The 24934-nt window shown below is 64.1% G+C and carries 17 protein-coding genes and 1 riboswitch; of the genes, 16 read left to right on the plus strand and 1 reads right to left on the minus strand.

Annotated elements, in window-relative coordinates:
• The first annotated feature begins 102 nt into the window (after positions 1-102).
• The 4 genes from AC26AR_RS08985 (at position 103) to AC26AR_RS09000 (ending at position 5653) form a co-directional block, all read left to right on the plus strand.
• Positions 103-1854 (plus strand): PHA/PHB synthase family protein, encoded by a 1752-nt coding sequence (locus AC26AR_RS08985; protein WP_488106786.1) that lies wholly within the window; start codon positions 103-105, stop codon positions 1852-1854.
• Positions 1855-1978: 124 nt separating this feature from the next.
• The gene (gene fabI, locus AC26AR_RS08990; protein WP_136939320.1) at positions 1979-2752 is read left to right on the plus strand and encodes an enoyl-ACP reductase FabI; all 774 of its coding nucleotides are present in this window, start codon (positions 1979-1981) and stop codon (positions 2750-2752) included.
• A gap of 115 nt (positions 2753-2867) precedes the next feature.
• Positions 2868-4310 carry a bifunctional enoyl-CoA hydratase/phosphate acetyltransferase gene (locus AC26AR_RS08995; RefSeq protein WP_255317671.1) on the plus strand — a complete coding sequence of 481 codons (1443 nt, stop codon included), beginning with the start codon at positions 2868-2870 and terminating at the stop codon, positions 4308-4310.
• Positions 4311-4378: 68 nt separating this feature from the next.
• Positions 4379-5653 (plus strand): acetate/propionate family kinase, encoded by a 1275-nt coding sequence (locus tag AC26AR_RS09000; protein WP_488106787.1) that lies wholly within the window; start codon positions 4379-4381, stop codon positions 5651-5653.
• Positions 5654-5800: 147 nt separating this feature from the next.
• On the opposite strand, the gene AC26AR_RS09005 is transcribed toward AC26AR_RS09000, so the two are convergent.
• Positions 5801-7069: a pyridoxal phosphate-dependent aminotransferase gene (locus tag AC26AR_RS09005; RefSeq protein ID WP_488106788.1), complete on the minus strand. Its 1269-nt coding sequence runs from the start codon at positions 7067-7069 to the stop codon at positions 5801-5803.
• A 506-nt stretch (positions 7070-7575) separates the two neighbouring features.
• Between AC26AR_RS09005 and AC26AR_RS09010 the strand changes: the two genes are divergently transcribed.
• From AC26AR_RS09010 to atzF, 12 genes are all read left to right on the plus strand, one after another.
• A complete protein-coding gene (locus AC26AR_RS09010; RefSeq protein WP_488106789.1) occupies positions 7576-9768 on the plus strand; it encodes a TonB-dependent siderophore receptor in 2193 nt (730 codons plus the stop codon).
• 131 nt (positions 9769-9899) lie between these two features.
• A complete protein-coding gene (locus AC26AR_RS09015) occupies positions 9900-10964 on the plus strand; it encodes an iron-siderophore ABC transporter substrate-binding protein (RefSeq protein WP_488106790.1) in 1065 nt (354 codons plus the stop codon).
• The gene (locus AC26AR_RS09020; protein WP_279854887.1) at positions 10924-11976 is read left to right on the plus strand and encodes a FecCD family ABC transporter permease; all 1053 of its coding nucleotides are present in this window, start codon (positions 10924-10926) and stop codon (positions 11974-11976) included. Before AC26AR_RS09015 ends, AC26AR_RS09020 begins: the two co-directional genes overlap by 41 nt.
• Positions 11973-13130 carry a FecCD family ABC transporter permease gene (locus tag AC26AR_RS09025; protein ID WP_488106791.1) on the plus strand — a complete coding sequence of 386 codons (1158 nt, stop codon included), beginning with the start codon at positions 11973-11975 and terminating at the stop codon, positions 13128-13130. Before AC26AR_RS09020 ends, AC26AR_RS09025 begins: the two co-directional genes overlap by 4 nt.
• Positions 13127-13951 carry an ABC transporter ATP-binding protein gene (locus tag AC26AR_RS09030; RefSeq protein ID WP_488106792.1) on the plus strand — a complete coding sequence of 275 codons (825 nt, stop codon included), beginning with the start codon at positions 13127-13129 and terminating at the stop codon, positions 13949-13951. The genes AC26AR_RS09025 and AC26AR_RS09030 overlap by 4 nt, the downstream gene beginning before the upstream one ends.
• Before the next feature lie 395 nt (positions 13952-14346).
• Positions 14347-14455, plus strand: a riboswitch (guanidine-I (ykkC/yxkD leader).
• Positions 14456-14508: 53 nt separating this feature from the next.
• Entirely contained in the window at positions 14509-15666 is a 1158-nt protein-coding gene (locus AC26AR_RS09035; protein ID WP_488106793.1) for a putative urea ABC transporter substrate-binding protein, read from the plus strand.
• A gap of 109 nt (positions 15667-15775) precedes the next feature.
• On the plus strand, positions 15776-16600 hold the full coding sequence (locus tag AC26AR_RS09040) for an ABC transporter permease (RefSeq protein ID WP_077371317.1): 825 nt from the start codon (positions 15776-15778) through the stop codon (positions 16598-16600).
• Positions 16597-17478 carry an ABC transporter ATP-binding protein gene (locus AC26AR_RS09045; protein WP_488106794.1) on the plus strand — a complete coding sequence of 294 codons (882 nt, stop codon included), beginning with the start codon at positions 16597-16599 and terminating at the stop codon, positions 17476-17478. Before AC26AR_RS09040 ends, AC26AR_RS09045 begins: the two co-directional genes overlap by 4 nt.
• Positions 17462-18262: an urea amidolyase associated protein UAAP1 gene (locus tag AC26AR_RS09050; RefSeq protein WP_488106795.1), complete on the plus strand. Its 801-nt coding sequence runs from the start codon at positions 17462-17464 to the stop codon at positions 18260-18262. The genes AC26AR_RS09045 and AC26AR_RS09050 overlap by 17 nt, the downstream gene beginning before the upstream one ends.
• A gap of 90 nt (positions 18263-18352) precedes the next feature.
• Positions 18353-19063, plus strand: coding sequence for an urea amidolyase associated protein UAAP2 (locus AC26AR_RS09055; RefSeq protein WP_488106796.1), 711 nt, complete (start codon positions 18353-18355; stop codon positions 19061-19063).
• A gap of 194 nt (positions 19064-19257) precedes the next feature.
• On the plus strand, positions 19258-23079 hold the full coding sequence (uca, locus tag AC26AR_RS09060) for an urea carboxylase (RefSeq protein WP_488106797.1): 3822 nt from the start codon (positions 19258-19260) through the stop codon (positions 23077-23079).
• Positions 23079-24911, plus strand: a complete 1833-nt coding sequence (gene atzF / locus AC26AR_RS09065) for an allophanate hydrolase (RefSeq protein WP_488106798.1) — start codon at positions 23079-23081, stop codon at positions 24909-24911. The genes uca and atzF overlap by 1 nt, the downstream gene beginning before the upstream one ends.
• The last annotated feature ends 23 nt before the right edge of the window (positions 24912-24934 follow it).

Here is a 24934-nt window from a genome sequence, read left to right on the forward strand (position 1 = left end):
GGCCTGCCAGAGAAGCTGATGGAGATCAGGCTCTGACGCTCGTGCCAGGCCTATGATGCGACAAGTGATAGAGCGCCTGCTCTACACATCCCAGGAGGCTTCATGCCGAATCCATCCAGCGATCCAACAGCGACAATCAAGGCGCCACCCGAAGGCGAGTCAACCCTTTATGAGACGATCGACCGCATCGTTCACGCAGGCGTTGCCAGATCCACGCTGGGACTGGCGCCGTCAGTGCTTGGTGAGGCCTGGATGGACTGGGCGATACACCTGGCCATTTCCCCGGGCAAGCAACTCAACCTGATGGAATCAGCCCTCAGAGGGAACATGGCGATCTGGCATACGGCCCTTGGTATGGGCGCGAACGATGACGCAGAGGACAGGAGGTTTGCCGACGATGCCTGGCAGGTACTGCCCTTCAATGTCTGGTCACAGGCACACCGTCAGACCTGGCAATGGTGGCAAGACGCCATGTCACAGGTTCATGGCGTGTCGCCAGAACACAAAAATCTGATGGCCTTCGTGACGAGTCTGGTCGTCGACACGACCGCTCCCTCAAACTTCCCGGCAACCAATCCCGAGGTAATGTCGGCGACCGTGAGCGAAAAGGGCCAGAACCTGGTGAGGGGCGCACAGCATCTGCTGGAAGACCTGAGACGCATGGGCGAATCAGCGAAGACGGCAACCCCGCCTCCCCCCGAGGTGGGACATACCCTGGCAGTCACGCCCGGCAAGGTCATCTTCCGCAATGCACTGATCGAACTCATCCAGTACACGCCGACCACAGGTAGCGTGCATCCCGAGCCGATACTGATCGTGCCGGCCTGGATCATGAAGTACTACATCCTCGACCTTTCGCCCGGAAACTCGTTCGTCCGTTTCCTGGTGGGACAGGGGTACAGCGTATTCATGCTGTCCTGGACCAATCCTGGCGCCGATAAGCGCGACCTCGGCATGGATGACTACCGCCGACTGGGCATCATGGATGCCGTCGACGCCATACAGGCCATTACCCAGGCCTCCAGGCTACACGCGGTCGGCTATTGCCTTGGCGGTTCGCTGCTGGCAATCGCCGCAGCGGCGATGAGCCGTGACGGAGATGATCGCCTGGCCACGGTCAGCCTTCTGGCCGCGCAGGTCGACTTCACCGAGGCCGGTGAACTGCGCCTCTTCATCAGCGACTCACAGGTCACGCTGATCGAGGACATGATGGCAGACAAGGGCTACCTGTCTTCCGACCAGATGGCCGGCACCTTCGCCCTGCTGCGTGCACGTGATCTGATCTGGACGCCAGCAGTGAAGCACTATCTGCTGGGACAACGCCGTCATTCCTTCGACCTCATGATCTGGAATTCGGATGCCACCCGCATGCCAGCGCGCATGCACTCGGAATACCTGCGCCGCTTGTTCCTGAACAACGACCTGGCAGAGGGCCACTATCACGTCGGTGACAAGGCGATCAGCATCTCGGACATCCGCGCACCGATCTTTGCAGTCGGTACCGAGGACGACCACGTCGCCCCCTGGCATTCGGTCTACAAGCTTCACTTGTTCGTCGATGTGGACATGACCTTCGTGCTCACCAGCGGGGGCCACAATGCGGGGATCGTCTCTGAGCCTGGCCATCAACATCGTCACTTCCGTATCGCCGATACCGCGGCGAATGCTGCCTTCCGAGACCCTGACGAATGGCTTGCCGACGTGGCGCCGCAGGACGGCTCATGGTGGCCAGCCTTTGCGAGCTGGCTCGATGGGCATTCCGGCGCACCTGTCTCTCCGCCACCGATGGGGGCTTCGACAGGACGTTACGTTGCCCTGTGCGACGCCCCCGGCAGCTATGTCCTGCAAACCTGACGTCTTGCAACTCTGGTGTCCAGCAACTCTGCTGCCAAGCAACTCTGGTGCCCAACAGACCTGGTGCCCAGCAAACCTGGTGTCGTGAAGGCCTGATGCCAGCCCACATGAGTGAGGCAATCTGATGGAACGAGACACACACCTCCAAGGAAAGGTAGCCCTGATCGTCGGCGTGGCAAATTCTCATTCCATCGCTAGCGGCTGCGCGCACGCCTTTGCCGCAGCAGGTGCCGAAATGGCACTGACCTATCTCAATGACAAGGCCCACCCCCATGTCCAAGCCGTGGCGGATGACGTCGGCGCGCACCTTTTGCTGCCGCTGGACGTCGAGGTCGATGGGGAAATGGAAGCCGTCTTCGCAGCGATAAAGGCACGCTGGGGCCGACTCGACATTCTCGTGCATTCCATCGCCTACTGCCCAGCCGAGGATTTGCAGGGACGTGTAGTGGATTGCTCGCAAGCTGGTTTCCTGCGGGCGATGGACATCTCGGTGCACTCATTGATTCGCATGGCGCGATTGGCGGAACCGCTGATGGACAAGGGTGGCAGCCTGTTGACCATGAGCTATTACGGTGGTGAGAAGGTCGTGGACCGCTACAACGTCATGGGACCGGTAAAGGCCGCGCTGGAAGGTACCGTGCGCTCATTGGCGGTAGAGCTGGGGCCACGCGACATCCGCGTCAATGCTCTCTCACCCGGCCCGCTACTGACTCGCGCGGGATCTGGCATCGCTCACTTCGATGAACTCATCGATGCCGCCAGGCAACGCTCACCGCAAAGATCACTCGTCAGCATCGAAGAGGTCGGCAAGGTAGCCGCAATGTATGCCAGTGACGCCACCCGCCTCATCTCAGGTGAAACGATCCATATCGACGGAGGTCTTCATGTCCGAGCATGATGCAGGCAGCCCTGATGACAGCGCACTCGGCACAGGCGCTCAAGAGACAAGCACATCTGGCACGGGGGCAGAAGACACGGGGGCAAAAGACACGGACGCCCATGAAAAGCCCTCAGTGGCACCACCGGGAGTCGACAAGACGACCTCTTTGCGGGTACAGGAAAGCCTGCAATATGTCGAGAACCGCACCTATGACGAGATCAGGGTCGGGGACAGCGCCACGCTCAGCCGGACACTGAAGCCTCAAGATATCCAGCTGTTTGCCGTGATGTCCGGTGACGTCAATCCCGCGCACGTGGATGAGGAGTTTGCGAGCTCTGCCATGTTCCATGGCGTCATTGCCCATGGCATGTGGGGCGGCGCACTGATATCGGCAGTGTTGGGTACCGAGCTTCCCGGTCCCGGCACCATATTTCTCGACCAGACCCTCTCCTTCAAGGCGCCGGTGCGCGTCGGCGACACGATAGACGTGCGCATTGCCGTCAATGCCAAGCTGCCACGGGGACGACTGGTGCTGGCATGCACCTGCACCAACCAGCACGGCAAGATCGTCATCGAGGGCGAAGCGCGCGTCATCGCACCAGACAGGAAGATCCGCCGCCCGCGCGTGGTACTGCCGGAGGTACACCTGCATGTGCAGGGTGCGCAATATGCCCGCCTGATTGCCGCGACACGTGAGTTGCCCGCCATTGTGACGGCGGTGGTGCATCCCTGTGATGCCCTGTCGCTGACCGGTGCGCTGGAAGCTGCAGGCCGCGAGATCATCGTGCCCATCCTGATCGGCCCTCGGACGAAGATCGAGGCTGCCGCCAGCGCCGCCGAGCTGTCGCTTGACGGTATTGACATCATTGATGTCCCTCACAGTCACGCCGCAGCGGCGGCAGCAGTCGCACTGGTTCGCTCCGGTACGGTCGGCGCCTTGATGAAGGGGTCGCTGCATACTGATGAACTGATGGAGGCCGTGGTCGACAGCCATCTGGGGCTCAAGACCGAACGCCGCATCAGCCATGTCTATGCGCTGGATGTTCCGACCTATCCCAAGCCATTGCTGGTCACGGACGCCGCGATCAATATTTATCCCTCCCTCATCGACAAGCGCGATATCGTTCAGAACGCCATCGACCTCATGCAATCCCTCGGTGTGGCCTTGCCGAAGGTCGCGCTGCTCTCGGCCGTGGAAACCGTCAATCCGCACATCACCTCTACGCTGGATGCGGCTGCGCTGTGCAAGATGGCGGATCGCGGCCAGATCACCGGCGGGCTGCTCGATGGTCCACTGGCCTTCGACAATGCCATCTCGGCCAAGGCAGCCAGCGAAAAAGGCATTCAGTCTCTCGTGGCCGGTGATGCCGACATCCTGATAGCGCCAGATCTCGAGGCCGCCAACATGATCGCCAAACAGCTGATCTACCTGGCGGGCGCAGATGCCGCCGGTATCGTGCTGGGCGCGCGCGTACCGATCATTCTCACCAGTCGCGCCGATAGCCTGTTGGCCCGTCTAGCCTCCTGCGCCCTGGCGCAGCTGTATCTCAGCCACCATACGGATGCGCTGCCATGACAGAGGTGACCGATGAGACGACAAGGGTGGCGACGACGGGACTGACGAGCGAGAGGCCGAGCGGACGGATGACAGACTCGCTACCTGAGGTAGAGGTAGAGGTGGAGATGGGGACGGAGGCGGAGACGCTGCCGGTAGCGAAAGCGGTGAAAGATGCCACCCTGGTGATGAACGCGGGCTCCTCGAGTCTCAAGTTCGCCGTCTATGCCAACGAATCAGACGGCCCCCGGATGCGCCTGCGCGGCAAGATCTCCGGCATCGGCACACATCCGAGCATCTCGGCGCACGACGCTGACGGCCAACCACTGCAACCAGACCAGCTGATGGCCGTATGGCCAGAGGCGGATCACGAGGCACTGATACCTCCGCTGCTCGATTGGTTGGAACATCATGAAGTGGACATGACGATTACCTGTGCCGGTCATCGTGTCGTGCATGGCGGTCGCCGGCATCATGGCCCGGCCAGAGTGACGCCCGCCCTGCTTGAGGAACTGGAGACGCTGATTGCCCTGGCGCCGCTGCATCAGCCGCACAATCTCGCGGCGATTCGCTGTCTGGCCGCCACGGCCCCGCACCTGACGCAGATCGCCTGTTTCGACACCAGCTTTCATCGCACACAGGACCCGCTCGCCCAGCAATTCGCCCTGCCTCGTCACCTGACGGACTCAGGTGTGCTGCGCTATGGCTTTCACGGCCTGTCTTATGAGTACCTCGCCAGCCAGCTGCCTCACTGCCTGGGAGCCGCCGCCGAGGGAGCCGTCATTGCTGCCCACCTGGGAAATGGTGCCAGCCTGTGTGCCATGCGCGAGCGGAAGAGTGTCGCGACCAGCATGGGGTTCACTGCGCTGGAAGGACTGATGATGGGACAGCGTTGTGGCTCACTGGACCCTGGTGTCGTGCTGTATCTGCTGGAATCGCTGGGCATGTCGATACAGGAAGTCTCACAGCTGCTTTACGAGCAGTCCGGGCTGCTGGGTGTCTCGGGCATCAGCAATGACATGGCAGAGCTTGAGGCACATGCCGCGCCCGAGGCCCGCACCGCGATCGCGCTCTTCTGCTACCGAGCGGCCAATGAAATCGCGGCTCTCGCCACCGCCCTGGGAGGCCTCGACAGCATCGTCTTCACCGCCGGAATCGGTGAGAACTCCTCACGGGTGCGCCAGCTCATCATCTCGCGGCTTGGCTGGCTGGGGGCCAGGCTGGACGCCGATGCCAATGCACGCCATGAACGCAAGATCAGCAGTGACGAGTCACGCATCGGCATCTACATCATTGCCACCGATGAGGAGATCGTCATCGCGCAGGAGGCACACGACAGGGTGCATCTGTGTCCCGGTGTCTAGTGGAAAACAAGAAGGAATGGCCTGGCGGGGCGCAATGATGGCCGGCAGGTGCATGGCGGCACAAGACACCATCCACATCAGCCAAAAAACGCCCGCAATGGCGGGCGTTTTAGAGGCAGCAGCCAATCCGGGATACGTCGATGCGGATCACACCACGCCTTTCGCCTTCATCTCGCGCAACACGGCTGACACGTAGTGCATTTCCGCAGGGGTGCCCAGCGACATGCGACACCAGCCGTCTGCCGGCGGGAAGGCACGGCCGATCAACACATGACGCGCCTTCATGTCCGCCTGGAATTCCTTGAGCGGCCTGGAAATGCGGTGGAAGACGAAGTTGGTCTGACTGGGCAGATACTCCCAGCCCAGCTCATCGAGCGTCGCGGTGAAGATGGCACGCGCTTCGTCGTTGCTCTGCTTGCTGTGGGCCAGAAACTCCGGTGACTGCATCGAGGCCGTCGCCGCCATGACCCCGGGGTAGGACAATGTCATGGCGTCATCTTCCACGTAATGCGAGACATGCTCGAGACGCTCGGCATCGCCCACCGCATAGCCGACCCGCAGTCCCGCCATGGCGTGGATCTTGGAGAAGGTCTTGAGCACCAGCACGTTCTTCGCGCCCCCCGCCACCAGACTGTCCGCGGAGCGGAAGGCCGGGTCATTGACGAACTCGGCATAGGCCTCATCGATGATGAACAACGTGTCGGAGCGGCTGGCATTGACCCAGGCGTAGAGCGCATCGCTGGAGATGATGGTCGAGGTCGGGTTGTTGGGATTCACCAGATAGACGATGGACGGGCCGGCGTGGTCCGCCACGGCCTGCTGCATGTCGGAGAGCTTGAACGACCAGTCCTCACGCGAGGATGGCACCTTGTTGATCGCCAGATCATAGAAGCCGGCGTACAAGGCACCATCGCCGTAGGTGAGTTCCGGGATGACCAGCTGAGTGTCCGGGGTCGCATGCGCCAGCACGCTGGCCCGAATCGCATCGGAAGAGCCCGGCGTGAACAGCACGCTTTCAGGGCTGACCTTGTGATGCGTCGCCACCAGTGACTGCAACTTGCCCATGTGGGCGAAGGGATAACGATTGGAATGCGCGATGGACGCCGAGGCCGCACGCTGCGCCGAGGGGGCCATGCCGAGGGCATTCTCGTTGTAGTTGAGTCGCACCGGCGCCTTGGCGGAAGGCGTGAGCGTGGCCGCCGTCGCGGGGGCCTCCTTGGCGAAGGCCTGCGGAATGCCGGGGAGGAACTGTCCGAGGGCCGCGCCGGCAAGCGCTGCGCCACTCATGCCCAAAAAGCCGCGCCGTGAGGGAGACGCCGGCCGCGCCTTGCGCGCCGTCTCGCCGGCGCCCTGCCCTGTCATGCCTTGCTCATGAAGGCTCTGCTGTGGCCCAACCGCCTCTGAAACGTCAGTCATGTCATGTCCTTGTCGTTATATTTATTGATACTTTATGAGCAAAACCAACATATAAGACTTTCGTAAGCCTCACAATCCATCGCGCGGTTGCGCCGCCGTAACCCGATGCCCCGCTTCTCGCAACGCCGCCAGGGGCCACTGCCGGCGGGCATGTCTTTCCCTTGCCCCTTTTTCCTTGCCCGTTATCAGCGAGCCGCTTTTCGCCGGCCGCTTTTCGCCGGCCCCTTCCCTCGCACTTCTCTTCAGTACCTATCCAGCACCTATCCAGCACCTCTCCAGCACCTCTCCAGCGCCTTTCTTCAATGCCTCCCTTCAGTTCTTCTCAGCAGTTCTACTCAGCAATTCTTCTCACCAACGCCGGCAGCATGGGCATCGACGTGCGAAAAGTTCCTCGATTCGTGCAAAGTCTGGCGCTGCGCAAAGGTTTTCTGGCATTTCGCAAAACATCGGCCGCCCCTCACAGTGAATAATAATCATTCTTATAAAAGCACTCAGGGAACGCCAACGTGTCACATCCATCCGCGCCATCTTCACTGCCGCTGTCTCGACTGACCCTCGCCATCGCGCTGGCTAGCGCTGCATCTCCCAGCCTGGTGTCGGCTGACGAGACGCGTGAGCTGCAAGCCATGACCATCGTCGGTGAAGCGCAGACCTCCACCACCGAGTTGACCCGTGACTACACGGTCGGCGCCAGCACCCGCGCCAATGGCCTGACGCTGTCACCGCGCGAGACACCGCAGTCGATCAGCTTCCTGACCCGCCAGCAGATGGAGGATGAGGCGCTCACCAGCACCACGGAAGCCGTCAACCGCCTGCCGGGGGTGTCCTCCAATCGTCTCGATGGCACGCGCACCAACTTCCAGTCGCGTGGCTACTCGATCCGCAATTTCCAGTTCGATGGCCAGCAGAGCAACACCAGCAGCTTCTGGCCCTTCGGTGACGCCGAGTGGGACACCGCCATCTATGATCGCGTCGAGGTGATTCGCGGGGCCACCGGCCTGATGACCGGGGTGGGCGATCCCTCCGCCACCGTCAACTTCGTACGCAAGAAGCCGCTGGAGGAAGCCGCCGCCAGCGTGACAGGCGCGGTGGGCAGCTGGGACCGCCGCCGTGGTGTGGTGGATGTCAGCACGCCGCTGGATGACGCCGGCAAGGTCGGCGTGCGCTTCGTGGCCGCCAAGGACCGCTCCGACAGCTTCATGGATGACGTGGAGAATGACCGCGAGACCCTCTACGGCGTGATCGCCGCGGAACTGACACCGGATACCGAACTGAATGTCGGCATCGAATACCAGCGCTACGACCAGGACGGCGCCTATCTAGGCGTGCCGCTCTACTACACCGACGGCTCGCGGACCGATTTCGATCAGTCAGTCGCCAACAATACCGAGTGGGCCCACTTCTTCACCGAGAACACGCGTGGCTTCGCGGACCTGACCCACTACTTCGCCAATGGCTGGAAGGCGACCGCCGCCTACAGCCACGGCGACGCCAATTACGGGCTGACCTATAACTACCGTGGCGGTTACGTCGACCGTGACAACGGCATCCTCTACTACGACACCAACCGCCAGGTGCCCACCAGCTCCTATCTGCTGGACTACCGCGGAGACCGGACCCAGAAGAACCTCAACCTGAGCGCCGAAGGTCCCTTCGAGCTGTTCGGTCGCGAGCATCAGCTGGGCTTCGGCTATATGCAGCTGAAGGAAGAGTACGAGATCTGGAGTCGCACCCCGGCGAGCAGCGTGCCGGCGCTGGGCAGCTTCACCGATCGTGACGACCCGGCGCTGGCCGAACCCGAATGGGGCGAGTGGGGCCTGAGCGATGACACCGAGACCAAGCAGGAAGGCTTCTACGCCGTCACGCGTTTCTCGCTGGCAGACCCCGTGCATCTGATCCTCGGTGCCCGCCTGACGGATTGGGAGATCGACCAGGACTATCGCGGTGAGCGCAGCTATGAGTACAACGACGAGTTCACGCCCTATGCCGGCCTGATCGTCGATATCACCGACAACCTCACCGCCTACACCAGCTACACGCAGATCTTCAACACCCAGAGCGAACGCGCCCCCGATGGCGCCCTGCTCGATCCGCTGGAAGGCACCAGCTATGAAGCGGGCCTGAAGGCCGAGCTGTTCAATGACCGCGCTGACGTGTCCTTCGCCGTCTTCCGCAGCGAGCAGGACAACCTGGCCGTCGAGATCCCCGGCGTCTATGTCGCGGGCACCACCGATCAGGCCTACACCGAATCCGACGGCGCGGTGGTGGAAGGGTTCGAGCTGGAAGTGGCCGGTGAAGTCGCCCCGGGCATCAACCTCTCCGCCAGCTACGCGCTGGTGGATGCCGAGGATTCCGATGGCACCCAGCTCAATACCAGCTATCCACGCCAGCAGGCCAAGGTCTACGCCACCTGGCAGCTGCCCGGTGACTGGTCACGTCTGACCCTGGGCGCCGGCGGTACCTGGCAGGGCGACACCTATCGTGACGCCGATACCCCGACCGGCACCGCCAAGGTCGGTCAGGGCGATGTCTTCCTGGCCAACGCCATGGCGCGCTATCGCATCAATGACCACTTCAGCACCCAGCTCAACGTCTCCAACCTCTTCGATGAGGAGTACTACACCCAGCAAGGCTTCTACAGCCAGTACCTCTATGGTGCGCCGCGCAGTGCCCTGCTGAGCATGACCTACGACTTCTGAGGACAGGCGCGTCATTTCTCATGGCCAGCCTTTCCGATGGCCAGCCTTTCCGATGGCCAGCCTTTCCTCTGGACAGCCCCTCACGATTCAGGGGCTGTCATCCGCGACCCGATTGAAAAAAGGATTCTCCCTTGCGACTCACACGACTTTCCTGCGCCATTGGCCTGACCATCATGGCCGCCAGTCTCGTGCCTGCCGCCCAGGCACAGGCATCAGCGACATCTCACGCTGACACCCCCTCCACGGTATCCGCGTCTGACGCCTCACCAGCGGCAGGGCACGCCCAGCACTACCCGATCATCCTCCAGCACGCCTTCGGCACGACGGTCATCGAGGAAAAGCCGCAGCGCATCGCCACCGTCGCCTGGGCCAATCATGAGGTGCCGCTGGCACTCGGCGTGGTACCGGTGGGCTTTCCGCGCCAGGCCTTCGGGGATGACGACGATGACGGCATGATGCCGTGGGTCAAGGCGCGCCTGGAGGAGCTTGACGCCGGCGAGTACACGCTGTTCGACGAGGGCGATGGCATCGATTTCGAAGCGGTGGCCGCCAGCCAGCCGGACGTCATCCTGGCGGCCTATTCCGGCATGAGCGAAGCCGACTATCAGACACTGAGCAAGATCGCGCCGGTGGTGGCACGTCCGGGGCCGCGCTGGTCCTCCAGCTGGCGCGACATGATCCGCCACGACAGTGCCGGCATGGGCATGGCCACCGAGGGTGAGGCGCTGATCGAGCGTCTTGAGGCCCGGATCGCCGAGAACATCGCGGATCATCCCGAGATCCAGGGCAAGTCGATCATCGTGATCAGCCACATCGACCCCACCAATCTGAGCCGCATCGCCTTCTACAACGACAACGATGCCCGAGTGCGCTTCTTCCACGAGCTGGGCATGGTCTCGCCGCCATTCGTCAGCGAGACCGCCGTCGAGGGTCGCTTTGCCGGTCAGATCAGCGCCGAGCGCCTCGATGAGCTGGCCGATGTCGATATCGTGCTGACCTACGGTGGCCAACCGCTGATCGACCGCCTCAACGAGCATCTGCTGACCTCCCGCCTGCCCGCCATCCAGCAGGACGCGGTGGTGCTGCTGGAGAACGGCCCGATGGGCACTGCCGCCAACCCCACACCTCTCTCGATTCCCTGGGTACTCGACGACTATGTTGACCAGCTGTCCGTCGCCGCTCGCAAGGGCGAGTGATCTCACGCCGCTTTCGGCCAGCCGTCAGCGGCGCTGGCTGGGCACCCTGCTGCTGTGGCTGGCGCTGTGTGCAAGCCTCGCCCTGTCGGTGGCCTTCGGTGCGCGGGTGACCCACTGGGCCGACATCACGGGGCTACTGGATGGCTCGCTGGATTCGATGGCCGAGGCCGCCGTGGCCAGCCGCCTGCCGCGCACCCTGCTGGCCATGCTGGCCGGGGCGGCGCTGGGCGTGTCGGGCGCCGTGATGCAGGGTCTGACCCGCAACCCGCTGGCAGACCCGGGGCTGCTCGGCGTCAATGCCGGAGCGGCGCTCGCCGTGGTGATCGGCATCGCCTGGTTCGGCATCCAGCAGGCCAGCGACTATCTGTGGCTGGCCATTCTCGGGGCGGGACTGAGCGCCGTGGTGGTCTATCTGATCGCCAGTCTCGGGCGTGGCGGAGCGACCCCGCTGCGCCTGGCACTCTCCGGGGCCGTCATCTCCGCGGCGCTGAGCTCTCTGAGCACGGCCATCATCCTGCCGCGCGCCGACATCGGCGGGCTGATCCAGTCCTGGTTGATCGGCGGTGTCGGCGGCGCGACCTGGGCACAGATCACCCCGGCGCTGCCCTTCCTGCTCAGCGGCCTGCTGATCTGCGGGCTCTCGGCGCGCCGACTCAACCTGCTGGCGCTCGGCGATGACATGGCCAGCGGGCTGGGCGAACGCGTGGCGCGGGTGCGAGTGATGGCGGCACTGGGCGCGATTCTGCTATGTGGTGGCATCACCGCGGTATGTGGCCCCATCGCCTTCGTCGGGCTGGTGGTGCCGCATGTCTGTCGCCTGATGGTGGGCAGCGATTACCGCTGGATTCTGCCGCTCTCGGCGCTGGCCGGTGCCCTGCTGCTGACCTCGGCGGACATTCTCGGACGTCTGATCGCACGCCCCGCCGAACTGGACGTGGGCATCATGACGGCACTGGTCGGCGCACCGTTCTTCATCTGGATCGTCCGTCGCCACAAGGTGAAATCACTGTGAGCCCTCTCCTGCCTGACGCCTCGTCTGCGACGCATCCCACCTCGCGTGCCACCCTGACGCGCCTGCGGCGTGCCCGAAAGCGCCAGCGCCGCCTCACCCTCTGGGGATTGCTGGCCGTGGTGCTCGCCGTCTTCAGCCTGGTCCTGATGCAGGGACAGCGCTTCATTCCCCCACTCACGGTGCTTCAGGTACTGCTAGGCGAAAACGTGCCGGGGGCCAGCTTCATCATCACCGAGCTGCGCCTGCCGCGTGCGCTGGTCGCGGTTGTCGCGGGCTGCTGCTTCGGACTGGGCGGCGCCGCCTTCCAGGCCATGCTGCGCAATCCGCTGGCCAGTCCGGACATCATCGGCATCAGTGCCGGTGCCAGCACGGCGGCGGTATTCGCCATCGTGATGCTGTCGCTGAGCGGCACACTGGTGTTATTGCTGGTGATTGCCGCCTCGCTTGGCGTGGCGCTGCTGATCTACACCCTCTCCTGGCGCAAGGGAGTGGCCGGGGCACGGCTGATTCTGGTCGGTATCGGACTGGGCGCCATGCTGCAGAGCATCACCGCCTATCTGCTGACGCAGGCGCCCAGCTGGTCATTGCAGGAGGCGCTGCGCTGGATGACCGGCAGCCTCAACAGCATCACCCTGAATCAGCTACCACCACTTGCCTTGGCGCTGGGCCTGCTGGGCAGCTTGCTGCTGATGATGGGTCGGCATCTGGACGTCATGCGCATGGGCGATGACATGGCCAACGGTCTCGGCGTGCGGCTCTCGCTCACGCGCTTCATCATCATTCTCTCGGCGGTCGGGCTGGTTGCCTGCGCCACGGCGGTGGTCGGCCCGGTGGCCTTCGTCGCCTTCGTCAGCGGGCCCATCGCGACGCGCCTGTTCCGGCGGCGCGGCTCCATGATGATCCCGGCCGCCCTGATCGGGGCATTGTTGATGCTGGTCGCGGACTTCATCGGCCAGTTCCTGCTGCCTGCGCGCTATCCGGTGGGCGTGGTGACAGGCGTGCTGGGCGCACCGGTGCTGCTGTTGCTGCTGATGCGAGAACATCAAGGACCGGGGCCCTCAGGGCGCAGACAACGACGCAGCAGGCAGCCGACGCCGCCATCTTCCTCCTCCGATCCTCACCACCCGTCATCTCAGCGAGTCGTTTCCTCATGACCCACCCTTCCCTGTGCGTGAATGGCCTGACGGCAGCCTATGCCGAGCGGCCGGTGCTCGAGTCGATAGACCTCGACATCGCTTCGGGCGAGATCACCGTGATCGTCGGCGCCAATGCCTGCGGCAAATCCACCCTGCTGCGCACGCTCTCGCGCCTGCTGCCTCCCTCGCGAGGCGAGGTGCTGCTGGATGGCAGGTCGATCCACCGCCTGCCGGCACGTCAACTGGCCCGCCAGCTGGGGCTGCTGTCACAGTCACCGATCGCCCCGGAAGGCATCACGGTGCTGGATCTTGTCAGCCGAGGTCGGCATCCGCATCAAGGACTGTTCCAGCGCTGGACGCGTGACGATGACACCGCGGTGCTGGCAGCCCTCAACGCCACCGACACCGCCGCACTCGCCGAACGAGCGGTGGATGAACTCTCCGGCGGCCAGCGTCAGCGTGTCTGGATTGCCATGGCGCTCGCCCAGCAGACGGACATTCTGCTGCTGGATGAGCCCACCACCTTCCTCGACATCAATCATCAGGTGGAAGTGCTCGACCTGCTGACAGACCTCAACCACGCTCGCGGCACCACCATCGTGATGGTGCTGCATGAACTGAACCTGGCCGCACGTTACGCGGATGTGCTGATCGCCATGTCAGATGGCCAGATTCATGCCAGTGGCCCGCCCGAGCAGGTACTCACACGCGAGATGATCAAGGAGGTGTTCGGGCTGGAAAGCCACATCACCCCGGACCCCGTTACCGGCAAGCCGATGATGGTGCCCGTCGGGCGTCATGGGATGAAAGCTGCAAGGAACGAAGCCGTGTCGAGCTGATCACGCTGTTGGATAGTCCAAGGCTCCATCAATTCAATTCAGTCCGTGTAAGACATCAGAATCGGCATCATTGAACAAGGGGCCACCATATACCGCTTGTTAACACTGGATTCATAGCAATGAGTGCAAAACTTATTCTATGAAACCAAGCATAAAAGATCTCTGGATTTTCTCCCCGATCTCCCACTGAATAAAACTCAATCTCAACTTAATACACTAAGGTGCAAGCGACGGTAAAATTCATCAAATTGGTGCAGCGTACGATTTCGATATGCATATACGTGTTGCGTGAAATCTTATATTCCATTGTTTTATATGGAAAAAATCTCTCCGGCACACTTCCTGCTAGACATTCACCGAGGCACCGATAGGCATACAACAATCGAAAATCTACACCAATGGAGCGCTAGGGTTCCGGTGATTGGCTGATGGCCGTCACGACTGGTCCGAGAGCACTCGACCTCCAAGCTGGGGGTTACACGGCGGGACAAAAGCCCGGGAGACGCAACGCCTGAAAAGGTCGGCGCCTCTCACTTTTTCCGCCGGAGATAACGACAATGACCCAGCCCACTCGCCTTTCCCCGTCTACGACTTCCCTCTCGGATGCCTGCGCTCAGGCGCCATCCGCTGCTGTCGCATCTGACTCCCCGGCGGTATCCGCCGTATCCAGCAAGACCTCCCGACGTGCCGCGCTGGCCGGCGCCCTGCTGCTTGGCGCCTCGCTGAGCCCGCAGGCCATGGCACAGGATTCCTTCAGCGTGTGCTGGTCGGTGTATGCCGGCTGGATGCCGTGGGAATACGCGGACACCCAGGGCATCGTCGACAAGTGGGCCAAGAAGTACGACATCAATATCGATGTGGTGCAGGTCAACGATTACGTCGAGTCCATCAATCAGTACACCTCCGGCAATGTCGATGGCTGCGCCATGACCAACATGGATGCCCTCACCCTCCCCGCCGCCAGCAGTGTCGATTCCACCGCGCTGATTCTGGGTGACTACTCCGATGGCAATGACGGCGTGATGGTCCGCGACGGCGATTCCATCGAGTCCCTGAAGGACCGTGAGGTCAATCTGGTGCAGTTCAGTGTCTCCCACTACCTGTTGGCACGCGCGCTGGACAGCGTCGGCATGAGCGAGCGCGACCTCACCACCACCAATACCGGCGATGCCGACATCGTGGCGCTGGCCAGCAACACCGATACCCAGGCGGTGGTGACCTGGAACCCCCAGCTGGCCACGCTCAAGGACATGCCCGGCTACACCGAAGTCTTCAACTCCAGTGACATCCCCGGCGAGATTCTCGACCTGATGGTCGTCAATACCCAGACGCTGAAGGACAACCCGGACTTCGGCCACGCGTTGGTCGGCGCCTGGTATGAGGTGATGGAGAAGATGAAGGCTGGCGACGAAGCCGCGCTCTCCCAGATGGCCGATGCCGCCGGCACCGACCTCGCCGGCTATCAGGCCCAGCTGGCCGCGACCCACATGTACTACACCCCCGCCGAGGCCGTGGCCGCCTTCAATGCGCCGAGCCTCAAGGACACCATGCAGCACATCGCCGACTTCAGCTTCGCGCAGGGGCTGCTGGGTGAAGGCGCACCGGATGCCGGCTTCATCGGCATCGAGACGCCTGCCGGCATCGTCGGCGATGAAGGCAACGTGATGCTGCGCTTCGACCCGAGCTATACCGCCGCACTGGCCGACAGCCAGTAACGCCACGCGGTGGATGCCGCACACCAGCCGCAGGAAAGCTGTCTCTGTGGCTGGTGAACCGACCGCCTCCCTCGACCGCACCTCTCGTTCGCACCCGTGGAGCCCGCGCATGAAACGCCTGATCAATCTGACACCCTCCCGTGGTGGCCGCTGGCTGCTCGGTGGCCTGCCCTTCGCGCTGCTGGCCATCCTCTACATCGTGCAGTCCAACCAGCGACTGCTCGACAACCCCAACGACCGCCTGCTGCCGTCCTTCGCGTCCATGGGCGAGTCCTTCGCCAAGCTAGCCACCGAGGTCAACGTGCGCACCGGCGATCTGCCGCTGTGGACCGACACCTTCGCCAGCCTCGAACGCCTGCTGGCCGGCGTGCTGATCAGTGCGCTGATCGGCCTGAGCGTCGGCCTGCTCACCGGCGGCCTGCCGCTGCTGCGCGCCAAGCTGTCCCCGCTGATCACCGTGCTGTCCCTGATTCCGCCGATGGCGATCCTGCCGATCCTGTTCATCGCCTTCGGGACGGGTGAGCTGGCCAAGATCGCGCTGATCGTCATCGGCATCACGCCCTTCCTGATTCGCGACCTGCAGAATCAGGCCCTGCGCCTGCCCGATGAGCAGCTGATCAAGGCCCAGACGCTGGGCGCCAGCTCCTGGCAGGTGCTGACCCGCGTACTGCTGCCCCAGCTGACCCCGCGCCTTCTGAGCGCCACGCGCCTGGCACTCGGCAGCGCCTGGCTGTTCCTGATCGCCGCTGAAGCCATCGCCGCCCAGGACGGCCTCGGCTATCGCATCTTCCTGGTGCGCCGATATCTGGCGATGGACGTCATCCTGCCCTACGTGGCCTGGATCACGCTGCTGGCCTTTCTGCTCGACCGTCTGCTGGTGCTCGTCTCGACCCGCGCCTTCCCCTGGTACCACGCTGAGGAGAGCCAATCATGAGCCTGATCCACGCCAAGGGCCTCGAGAAGCACTACGGCCAGCAGGTCGTGCTGGAACGCATGAACCTGACCGTCGAGGCCGGGGAATTCATCACCCTGGTCGGCGCCTCGGGCTGCGGCAAGACCACCTTCCTCAAGCTGCTGCTGGGCACCGAGGGCGTCTCGCGCGGTGAGCTGCTGCTGGACGGCAAGCCCATCCCCGGCGAGCCGGGGCCGGACCGCGGCATCGTCTTCCAGAAGTATTCCGTCTTCCCGCACCTCACGGTGCTGGGCAACGTGATCATGGCCGAGGAGCTGGCGCGCGCCCCGCTGACCGGCAAGCTGTTCGGGGCCAAGCGTCGCGAGGCACGGGTCGCCGCCGAGAAACGCCTGGAAGAAGTCGGCCTGTCCCACGCGCTGGACAAGTACCCGCATGAGCTGTCCGGCGGCATGCAGCAGCGCCTCGCCATCGCCCAGGCGCTGATGATGAAGCCGCGCATCCTCTTGCTGGATGAGCCCTTCGGCGCACTGGACCCGGGCATCCGCAAGGACATGCACCAGCTCATCCTGCGTCTGTGGGAAGAACAGCAGCTGACCATCTTCATGATCACCCACGACCTCAAGGAAGCGTTCGAGCTGGGCTCGCGCGTCTGGGTGTTCGACAAGGTGCGTGTCGACCCGCAGGCCCCGCAGGCCTATGGCTCGACCATCACCTACGACCTGCCCACCGAGCGCAGCAAGGCCAAGGCGTCGTCTCAGCAGCCGGGCTCTGTCCAAACGAGCTCTGTCCAAGCGGGCGCTGACCAACCGACGCCCGAGCACGAAACGCTGACGACGCCAGCCCACTCCGTTTCCCAAGCCACTCTCACCGGAGGCCAAATCAATGAACATACCGCTTGATGCCGCAACCACCGCCAGCGCCAGCGCCAATTCCAACCCCAACCCCGACTCAAGCGCCCGCGCCAGCTTCACCGCGAAATACCAGACCCATCTGCCCGGCGGCCATCACTGGTCGATGCGCATGCCGCGTGGCAGCGCGCTCAAGCTGACCGCCCGCGAGGCCAACGCCAATGTCGGTCTGGTGATGTACAACCCGCTGGATCTGCTTGAGCGCCTCAATCTGCCGGACACCCTCAAGGGTCAGCACACCTTCCGTCTCACCGAAGGTCACTGCCTGTATTCCGACATGGGCCGCATCTTCGCCTCCATCATCCAGGATGATCTCGGCTGGCATGACAGCGCCAGCGGCAACCTGATGGAGCAGCACTTCGCCGCCAAGGGCTGGCACAAGAAGGCTTACCAGCAGGCCTTCAATGACTTCACGCCCACCGGTCACGACAGCCTGCTGATCGAGATGGCCAAGTACGGCCTGAGCGAGCGCGACCTGTGCGCCAACCTCAATCTGTTCTCCCGCGTGCGCGCCGATGAAGACGCCAACCTGCACTACGTCACCGACCACTGCGCCGCCGGTGACAGCGTCACCCTGCGCTTCGAGATGGACACCCTCGTCCTGCTGCACACCTGTCCGCATCCGCTGGACCCCGCCGAGGAATATCCGCTGCGCGGCGTGGACATGACCTTCGGCACCGCGACACCGATGGGCGAGCACGACGCCTGCTATCTGTCGCGTCCCGAGAATGCCCGCGCCTACGCCAACAATCAGCTGTATCACCTGGCGGGCTGAGGCATTCCCCGACAGCAGACGGACGCCACGCCGACTGGCTAGTGGCAACTGGAAACGACGCCCCAGATGACAAGGACAAAGGACAATCCCATGTGCACCTCGACGCTTGAACACCCCCATGCCCACACCCCAGCCACGACGGGCGTCGCCCCGCTGAGCTACGCAGACCCCGCACAGCAGCCGCGCGAGCTTGAGCGCACCGTCGAGGCCGGCGATCACTTCATCGGACTGGTGCGCGCCGGTCAGCACCTGCGCATCACTGACCTGCACGGCAATCAGGCCGCCGACACCCTGTTCTTCTCGGCCGACGACACCGCCGAGCGCTACAGCGCGATGGACACCGTGCGTGAGCAGGGCAAGGTCTACCTGACCACCGGCAGCGTGCTGTATTCCACCCGTGGCCGTGCGCTGCTGACCATCACCGGCGATACCTGTGGCCGTCACGACACCCTGGGTGGTGCCTGTTCCAGCGAGTCCAACACCGTGCGTTACGACCTGGAGAAGCGTCACATGCACTCCTGTCGTGACAACTGGATGCTGGCCATCGCCCGCTACCCGAAGTACGACCTGACCAAGCGCGACATCGGCCACAACATCAACTTCTTCATGAACGTGCCGGTCACCGCCGATGGCGGCCTGAGCTTCGAGGACGGCCTGTCCGCCCCGGGCAAGTACGTCGAGATGGTCGCCGAACGTGACGTCTACGTGCTGCTCTCCAACTGCCCGCAGCTCAACAACCCCTGCAACGGCTACGACCCGACACCGGTCGCCATCCGCATCAGCGACTCGCCGCTGAGCTGAGCCACTGAGCTGAGCCGCCGCGCTGACAGCGACGCTTTCGAACACGCATACGACAAGAAACGGCCGAGCCACCCCTGACGATGTCATCTCTCTTGCATCACTCGTCAGCCCCCAAGGCTCTGCCCGGCTACCGGACGACCGGCAGCTCACAGTTTGAAGGCGGGACGACCCGCCGCCGGAAGGATGACTCCGTCATGTTCCACAAGGTCCTGATTGCCAACCGTGGCGCCATCGCCACCCGAATCCAGCGCACGCTGCGTGCCCTCGGTATCCAGAGCGTCGCCGTCTACGCAGAAGCCGATCGTGAATCCCCCTTCGTGCGCGAGGCCGATGAAGCCTACAGCCTCGGCGAAGGTGCCGCCGCCGAGACCTATCTCGACATCGACAAGCTGATCGCCATCGCCCGCGAGAGTGGCGCCCAGGCCGTGCACCCGGGCTACGGTTTCCTGTCCGAGAACACCCGCTTCATCCAGGCCTGTGATGCTGCCGGTCTGGTCTTCCTCGGCCCGACCGTCGAGCAGATCCACGCCTTCGGCCTCAAGCACGAGGCGCGCACCATCGCCGAGAACGCCGGCGTGCCGCTGGTACCCGGTACCGGCCTGCTGGACGACGTCGAGAGCGCACTGAGCGAGGCCGCCCGTATCGGCTATCCGGTGATGCTCAAGTCCACCGCCGGCGGCGGCGGCATCGGCATGCAGGTGTGTGAGGATGACGCCTCCCTCAGTCGCGCCTTCGATTCGGTCAAGGGCCTGGGAGAGCGCAACTTCGGGGATGGCGGCGTCTTCCTGGAGGCGTATATCGCCCGCGCCCGTCACCTGGAAGTGCAGCTGTTCGGTGATGGCGAAGGCACGGTGATCGCCCTCGGCGAGCGCGACTGCTCCAGTCAGCGCCGCCACCAGAAGGTCATCGAGGAATGCCCGGCACCTAACCTGCCTGAGCGCGTTCGCGAAGAGATGATCGCCACCGCCATCCGCCTGGGCGAAGCCGTCAATTACCGCAGCGCCGGTACCGTCGAATTCATCTATGACGCCGAGCGTCAGGCCTTCTATTTCCTGGAGGTCAACACGCGCCTGCAGGTCGAGCATGGTGTCACGGAGCTTGTGTGGGGCGTGGATGTCGTCGCCTGGATGCTCAAGCTGGGCGCCGGTGAGCTGGGTAACCTGCGCGAGCGGGTCGCGCCGCTGACGCCCCGCGGCCACGCCATGCAGGCACGCGTCTATGCCGAGAATCCGCAGCACGATTTCCGCCCTTCCAGCGGCCTGCTCACCGAGGTGGAGTTCGCCAATGACGCCGTGACCGCCGCCCTCGCCGAGGACAACCAGCTGCGGGTGGATCACTCCATCGAGGCCGGCTTCGAGGTCCCGGCGTGGTTCGACCCGATGCTGGCCAAGGTGATGGTGCACGCCCCGACCCGCGAGCAGGCACGCGGCGATCTCTCCAGGGCACTGGCCGCCTCTCGCCTCTACGGCATCGAGACCAACCGCCAGTGGCTGTCGCATCTGCTGGAAGACCCGCGCTTCCGCAATGTCGAGATCTACACCCGCTGGCTGGAAGGTCTCGAGTGGGCCGCACCGACCTTTGAAGTGATCGTCCCCGGTACCCTGACCACCGTGCAGGACATGCCGGGTCGCCAGGGGCACTGGGATGTGGGCGTGCCGCCCTCCGGCCCCTTCGATGACTACGCCTTCCGTCTCGGCAATGCGCTGCTGGGCAACGCGGCCGATGCCGCAGGCCTCGAGATCACCCTCAATGGCCCGACGCTGCACTTCCACCGCGCCACCCGCGTGGTGCTGGCCGGTGCGCCGCTGCCCGCCACGCTGTCCGTTTCAGCACCGCAAGCCGGCTCCGATGACACCGCGACTCACGACCTTGCCCTGTGGCAGGTGCATGAGATCGCCGCTGGCAGCACCCTGAGCCTGGGCAAGGTGGCTGCCGGCGCGCGCAGCTATCTGCTGATCGCCGGGGGCATCGACTGCCCGCAGTATCTGGGCTCGCGCGCGACCTTCACCCTGGGCCAGTTCGGCGGCCATGCCGGACGTGCCCTGCGCAGTGGCGACACCCTGCCGCTTGCTGATCTCGCCGAGTGCCCCCAGCCCGCCCTGCCCCGGCTGCCCGAGGCGCTGATCCCGCAGGGCGCTAGCATTATCGATAATGAGCAAGGCAAGACCTCAGGTCGCGAATGGCAGATCGGCGTGCTCTACGGACCGCACGGTGCGCCTGACTTCTTCACCGAAGACGACATCAGCACCTTCTTCGGCCACCGCTGGGAAGTGCACTACAACTCCAGCCGTACCGGCGTGCGTCTGATCGGCCCGCGTCCGCAGTGGGCGCGTGCCGACGGCGGTGAGGCCGGTCTGCATCCCTCCAATATCCACGACAACGCCTACGCCTTCGGCACCATCGACTTCACCGGCGACATGCCAGTCATCCTCGGCCCGGACGGCCCGTCACTGGGCGGTTTCGTGTGTCCGGCCACTGTGGTGCGCGCGGAACGCTGGAAGCTGGGCCAGCTGGCCGCCGGCGACCGCATCCGTTTCGTCGCGCTGACTCTGGATGAGGCTCGCGCCATCGAGGTGCAGCAGGACGCCGTGATCGCGGCCCTCGCCAGTGGCAAGCTCGACGCACTGGAGTCACCTCTAGCGGCGACCAGCAACACACTGAGCGCCATCGCCGAGCAACGTCCGCGCCCCGATGACTCGCCAGTACTCAAGCGCCTGAGCGCCGAGCAAGGCGGCGAGCAGATCTTCTATCGCCGCGCCGGGGATGACTTCCTGCTGATCGAATTCGGCCAGATGGAGCTGGATATCGCGCTGCGCTTCCGCGCCCACGCCTGGATGCTGTGGCTCAAGGAGCATCCGCTGCCCGGCCTGATGGAGATGACACCGGGCATCCGCTCGCTGCAGCTGCATTACGACCCGCGCAAGCTTGCCCTCGCCACGCTGATGACGCACCTCGAACAGGCCGAAGTCGCGCTCAAGGATGTCGAGGACATCGAGATCGAGGCGCGCACCGTGCACCTGCCGCTGTCCTGGGATGACCCGGCGTGTCAGCAGGCCATCGACAAGTACCAGCGCTCGGTGCGCCCGGACGCCCCCTGGTGCCCGAGCAATCTGGAATTCATTCGCCGCATCAATGGTCTCGCCGATGAGGCGGCGGTACGCGAGACGGTGCTCAACGCCCGCTATCTGGTGATGGGCCTCGGCGATGTCTATCTCGGCGCGCCGGTGGCCACGCCGCTGGACCCGCGCCAGCGCCTGGTGACCACCAAGTACAACCCGGCACGCACCTGGACCGCCGAGAACTCGGTGGGTATCGGCGGCGCCTATCTGTGCGTGTATGGCATGGAAGGTCCGGGCGGCTATCAGTTCGTCGGCCGCACGCTGCAGATGTGGAATCGCTATCGCCGCACCGAACACTTCACCAGCCCGTGGCTGCTGCGCGTGTTCGACCAGCTGCGCTTCCACCCGGTCAGCCATGAGGCGCTTGAGCAGATCCGTCGTGATCACCCTCAGGGGCGTTACGACCTGAAGATCGAGAAGACCCGCTTCCGCCTCGCCGATTATCAGGCGCAGATCGCCGAGCATCAGGCCGAGACCGATGCCTTCCGTGAACGCCGTCAGGCCGCCTTCCAGCAGGAAATCGACGACTGGCATGCACGCGGCCAGTTCACCTTCGAGGATCAGATCAACGAGGTGCAGGAAGCCGACAGCCTGAGCGATGACGAGCTGGGGATCGAGACACCGGTCACCGGCAGCCTGTGGAAGCTGGAGGTCGCCGAGGGCGATCTCGTCGAGGCCGGCCAAGTGGTGGCGCTGGTCGAGTCGATGAAGATGGAAGTCGAGATTCGCACCCACACCGCAGGCCGTGTCGTTCGCCTGCCGATCAAGGAAGGCAGCGGCGTCGCCCCCGGCCAGCCGCTGATCGTGCTGTCGACCGCCGTGGAAGCCACTGATCCAGCTGATGCCAGCGCAACAGACAACGCCCAATCGACCCTGTCCTCCGAGGAGACGCTGTGATGATGACCCATACCCCGCACAACCTGAGCATCACGGCGCTGAGCAAGGCCTATAAGGCCGGAGAGCTGACGCCACGCCAGCTGGTGAATGAACTGCTGGCCGCGCAGCCCGAACAAGACGCCGCCTGGATCACCCGCCTGAGTGCAGATCAGCTGGAACCCTATCTGGCGCGTCTGGACGACGTGGCGCCCGAGTCACTGCCGCTCTACGGCATCCCCTTCGCGATCAAGGACAACATCGATCTCGCCGGCGTGACCACCACCGCCGGTTGCCCGGAATTCGCCTATACGCCAGACGATGACGCCTTCGTGGTCAAGCAGCTGATCGCGGCCGGCGCGATCCCGATGGGCAAGACCAATCTGGATCAGTTCGCCACCGGCCTGGTCGGGGAGCGCGCGCTGCCGGTCTACGGCACCCCGGCGAATGCCTTCGACCCCGCCTATGTCCCGGGCGGCTCCAGCAGTGGCTCCGCCGTCGTCACCGCCCAGGGGCAGGTCAGCTTCGCGCTGGGCACGGACACGGCGGGCTCCGGGCGTGTACCGGCCTGCTTCAACAATCTGGTCGGCGTGAAGCCGACCCTCGGCCTGCTCAGCGCAGGCGGTGTGGTGCCGGCCTGCGCCACCCTGGATACCATCTCGATCTTCGCACTCGGCTGCGATGATGCCGCGCGGGTGTTGTCCGTCACCGCACAGTTCGATGCCGACAACCGCTGGGCGCGCGAGCACGACTTCGCCGTGCATGGCCAGGCCTACGGCCTCCTGCCGGATCTCACCGACCTGCGCATCGGCGTGCCGCCGCGTACCCAGTGGCATACCGACGCCGATTACAGCGGCTACATGGAAGCGGCGATGCGTCAGTGCAAGGCATCGGGGGCCGAGCTGGTCGAGCTGGATTGCAGCCCGCTGCTGGCCGCTGCGCGCCTGCTCTATGAAGGCCCGTGGGTGGCGGAGCGCTATCACGCGGTGCGCGAGCTGATCGAGCGCAACCCCGAGGCACTGCATCCTGTCACGCGCGAGATCACCCTCGGCGGTGCCACGCCGCTGGCCGTGGATGCCTTCGATGCCAGCTATCAGCTGGCCGAATACCGCCGTCAGGCCGATGCCCTGCTCGCGCAGGTGGACGTGATGCTGGCCCCGACCACGCCGCGCCTGCCGACCAAGGCAGAGCTGGCCGAGGCGCCGATCGCGGTCAATTCGGAGCTTGGCACCTGGACCAACTTCATGAACCTGCTGGATCTGAGCGCACTGGCCGTGCCGGTCGGCTTCAATAGCCAGGGCCTGCCCGGCGGCGTGACACTGTTCGCGCCCGCCTTCGAAGACCTGCAACTGCTGAGCATCGCGCGCCTGCTCGAGAAGGAATTCTCGCTGCCGCTGGGGGCCAGCGCCGTTGCCCGTCCCCAGGCACGCCTCGCCGACAGCGATCTGCCGATGGCGAAGAATGGCCGGCTCGAGATCGCGGTCTGCGGTGCGCATCTCACTGGCATGCCGCTCAATCACCAGCTCACCCAGCGCGATGCCCGCCTGGTCGCCCGTACTCACAGCGCCCCCCGCTACCGCCTGTATCAACTGGATGACGCCACACCCGCCAAACCGGCCATGCTGCGCGCGCCAGAGGACGGTACCAGCATCGCGCTGGAAGTCTGGTCACTGCCCATCGCCAGTGTCGGCAGCTTCCTCGCCGGCATCCCCTTCCCGCTGGGACTGGGCCAGATCGAGCTCGAAGACGGCCGCTGGGTCGCGGGCTTCATCTGCTCGGTCTCCGCTGACAGTGGCGTACCGATGACGGACATCAGCGAGTACGGCGGCTGGAAGGCGTGGATGGAGCGCGGGTGATCCGCTCTCGCTGACAACCTCTC

The sequence above is a fragment of the Cobetia sp. PS-4MA genome (assembly GCF_057670765.1).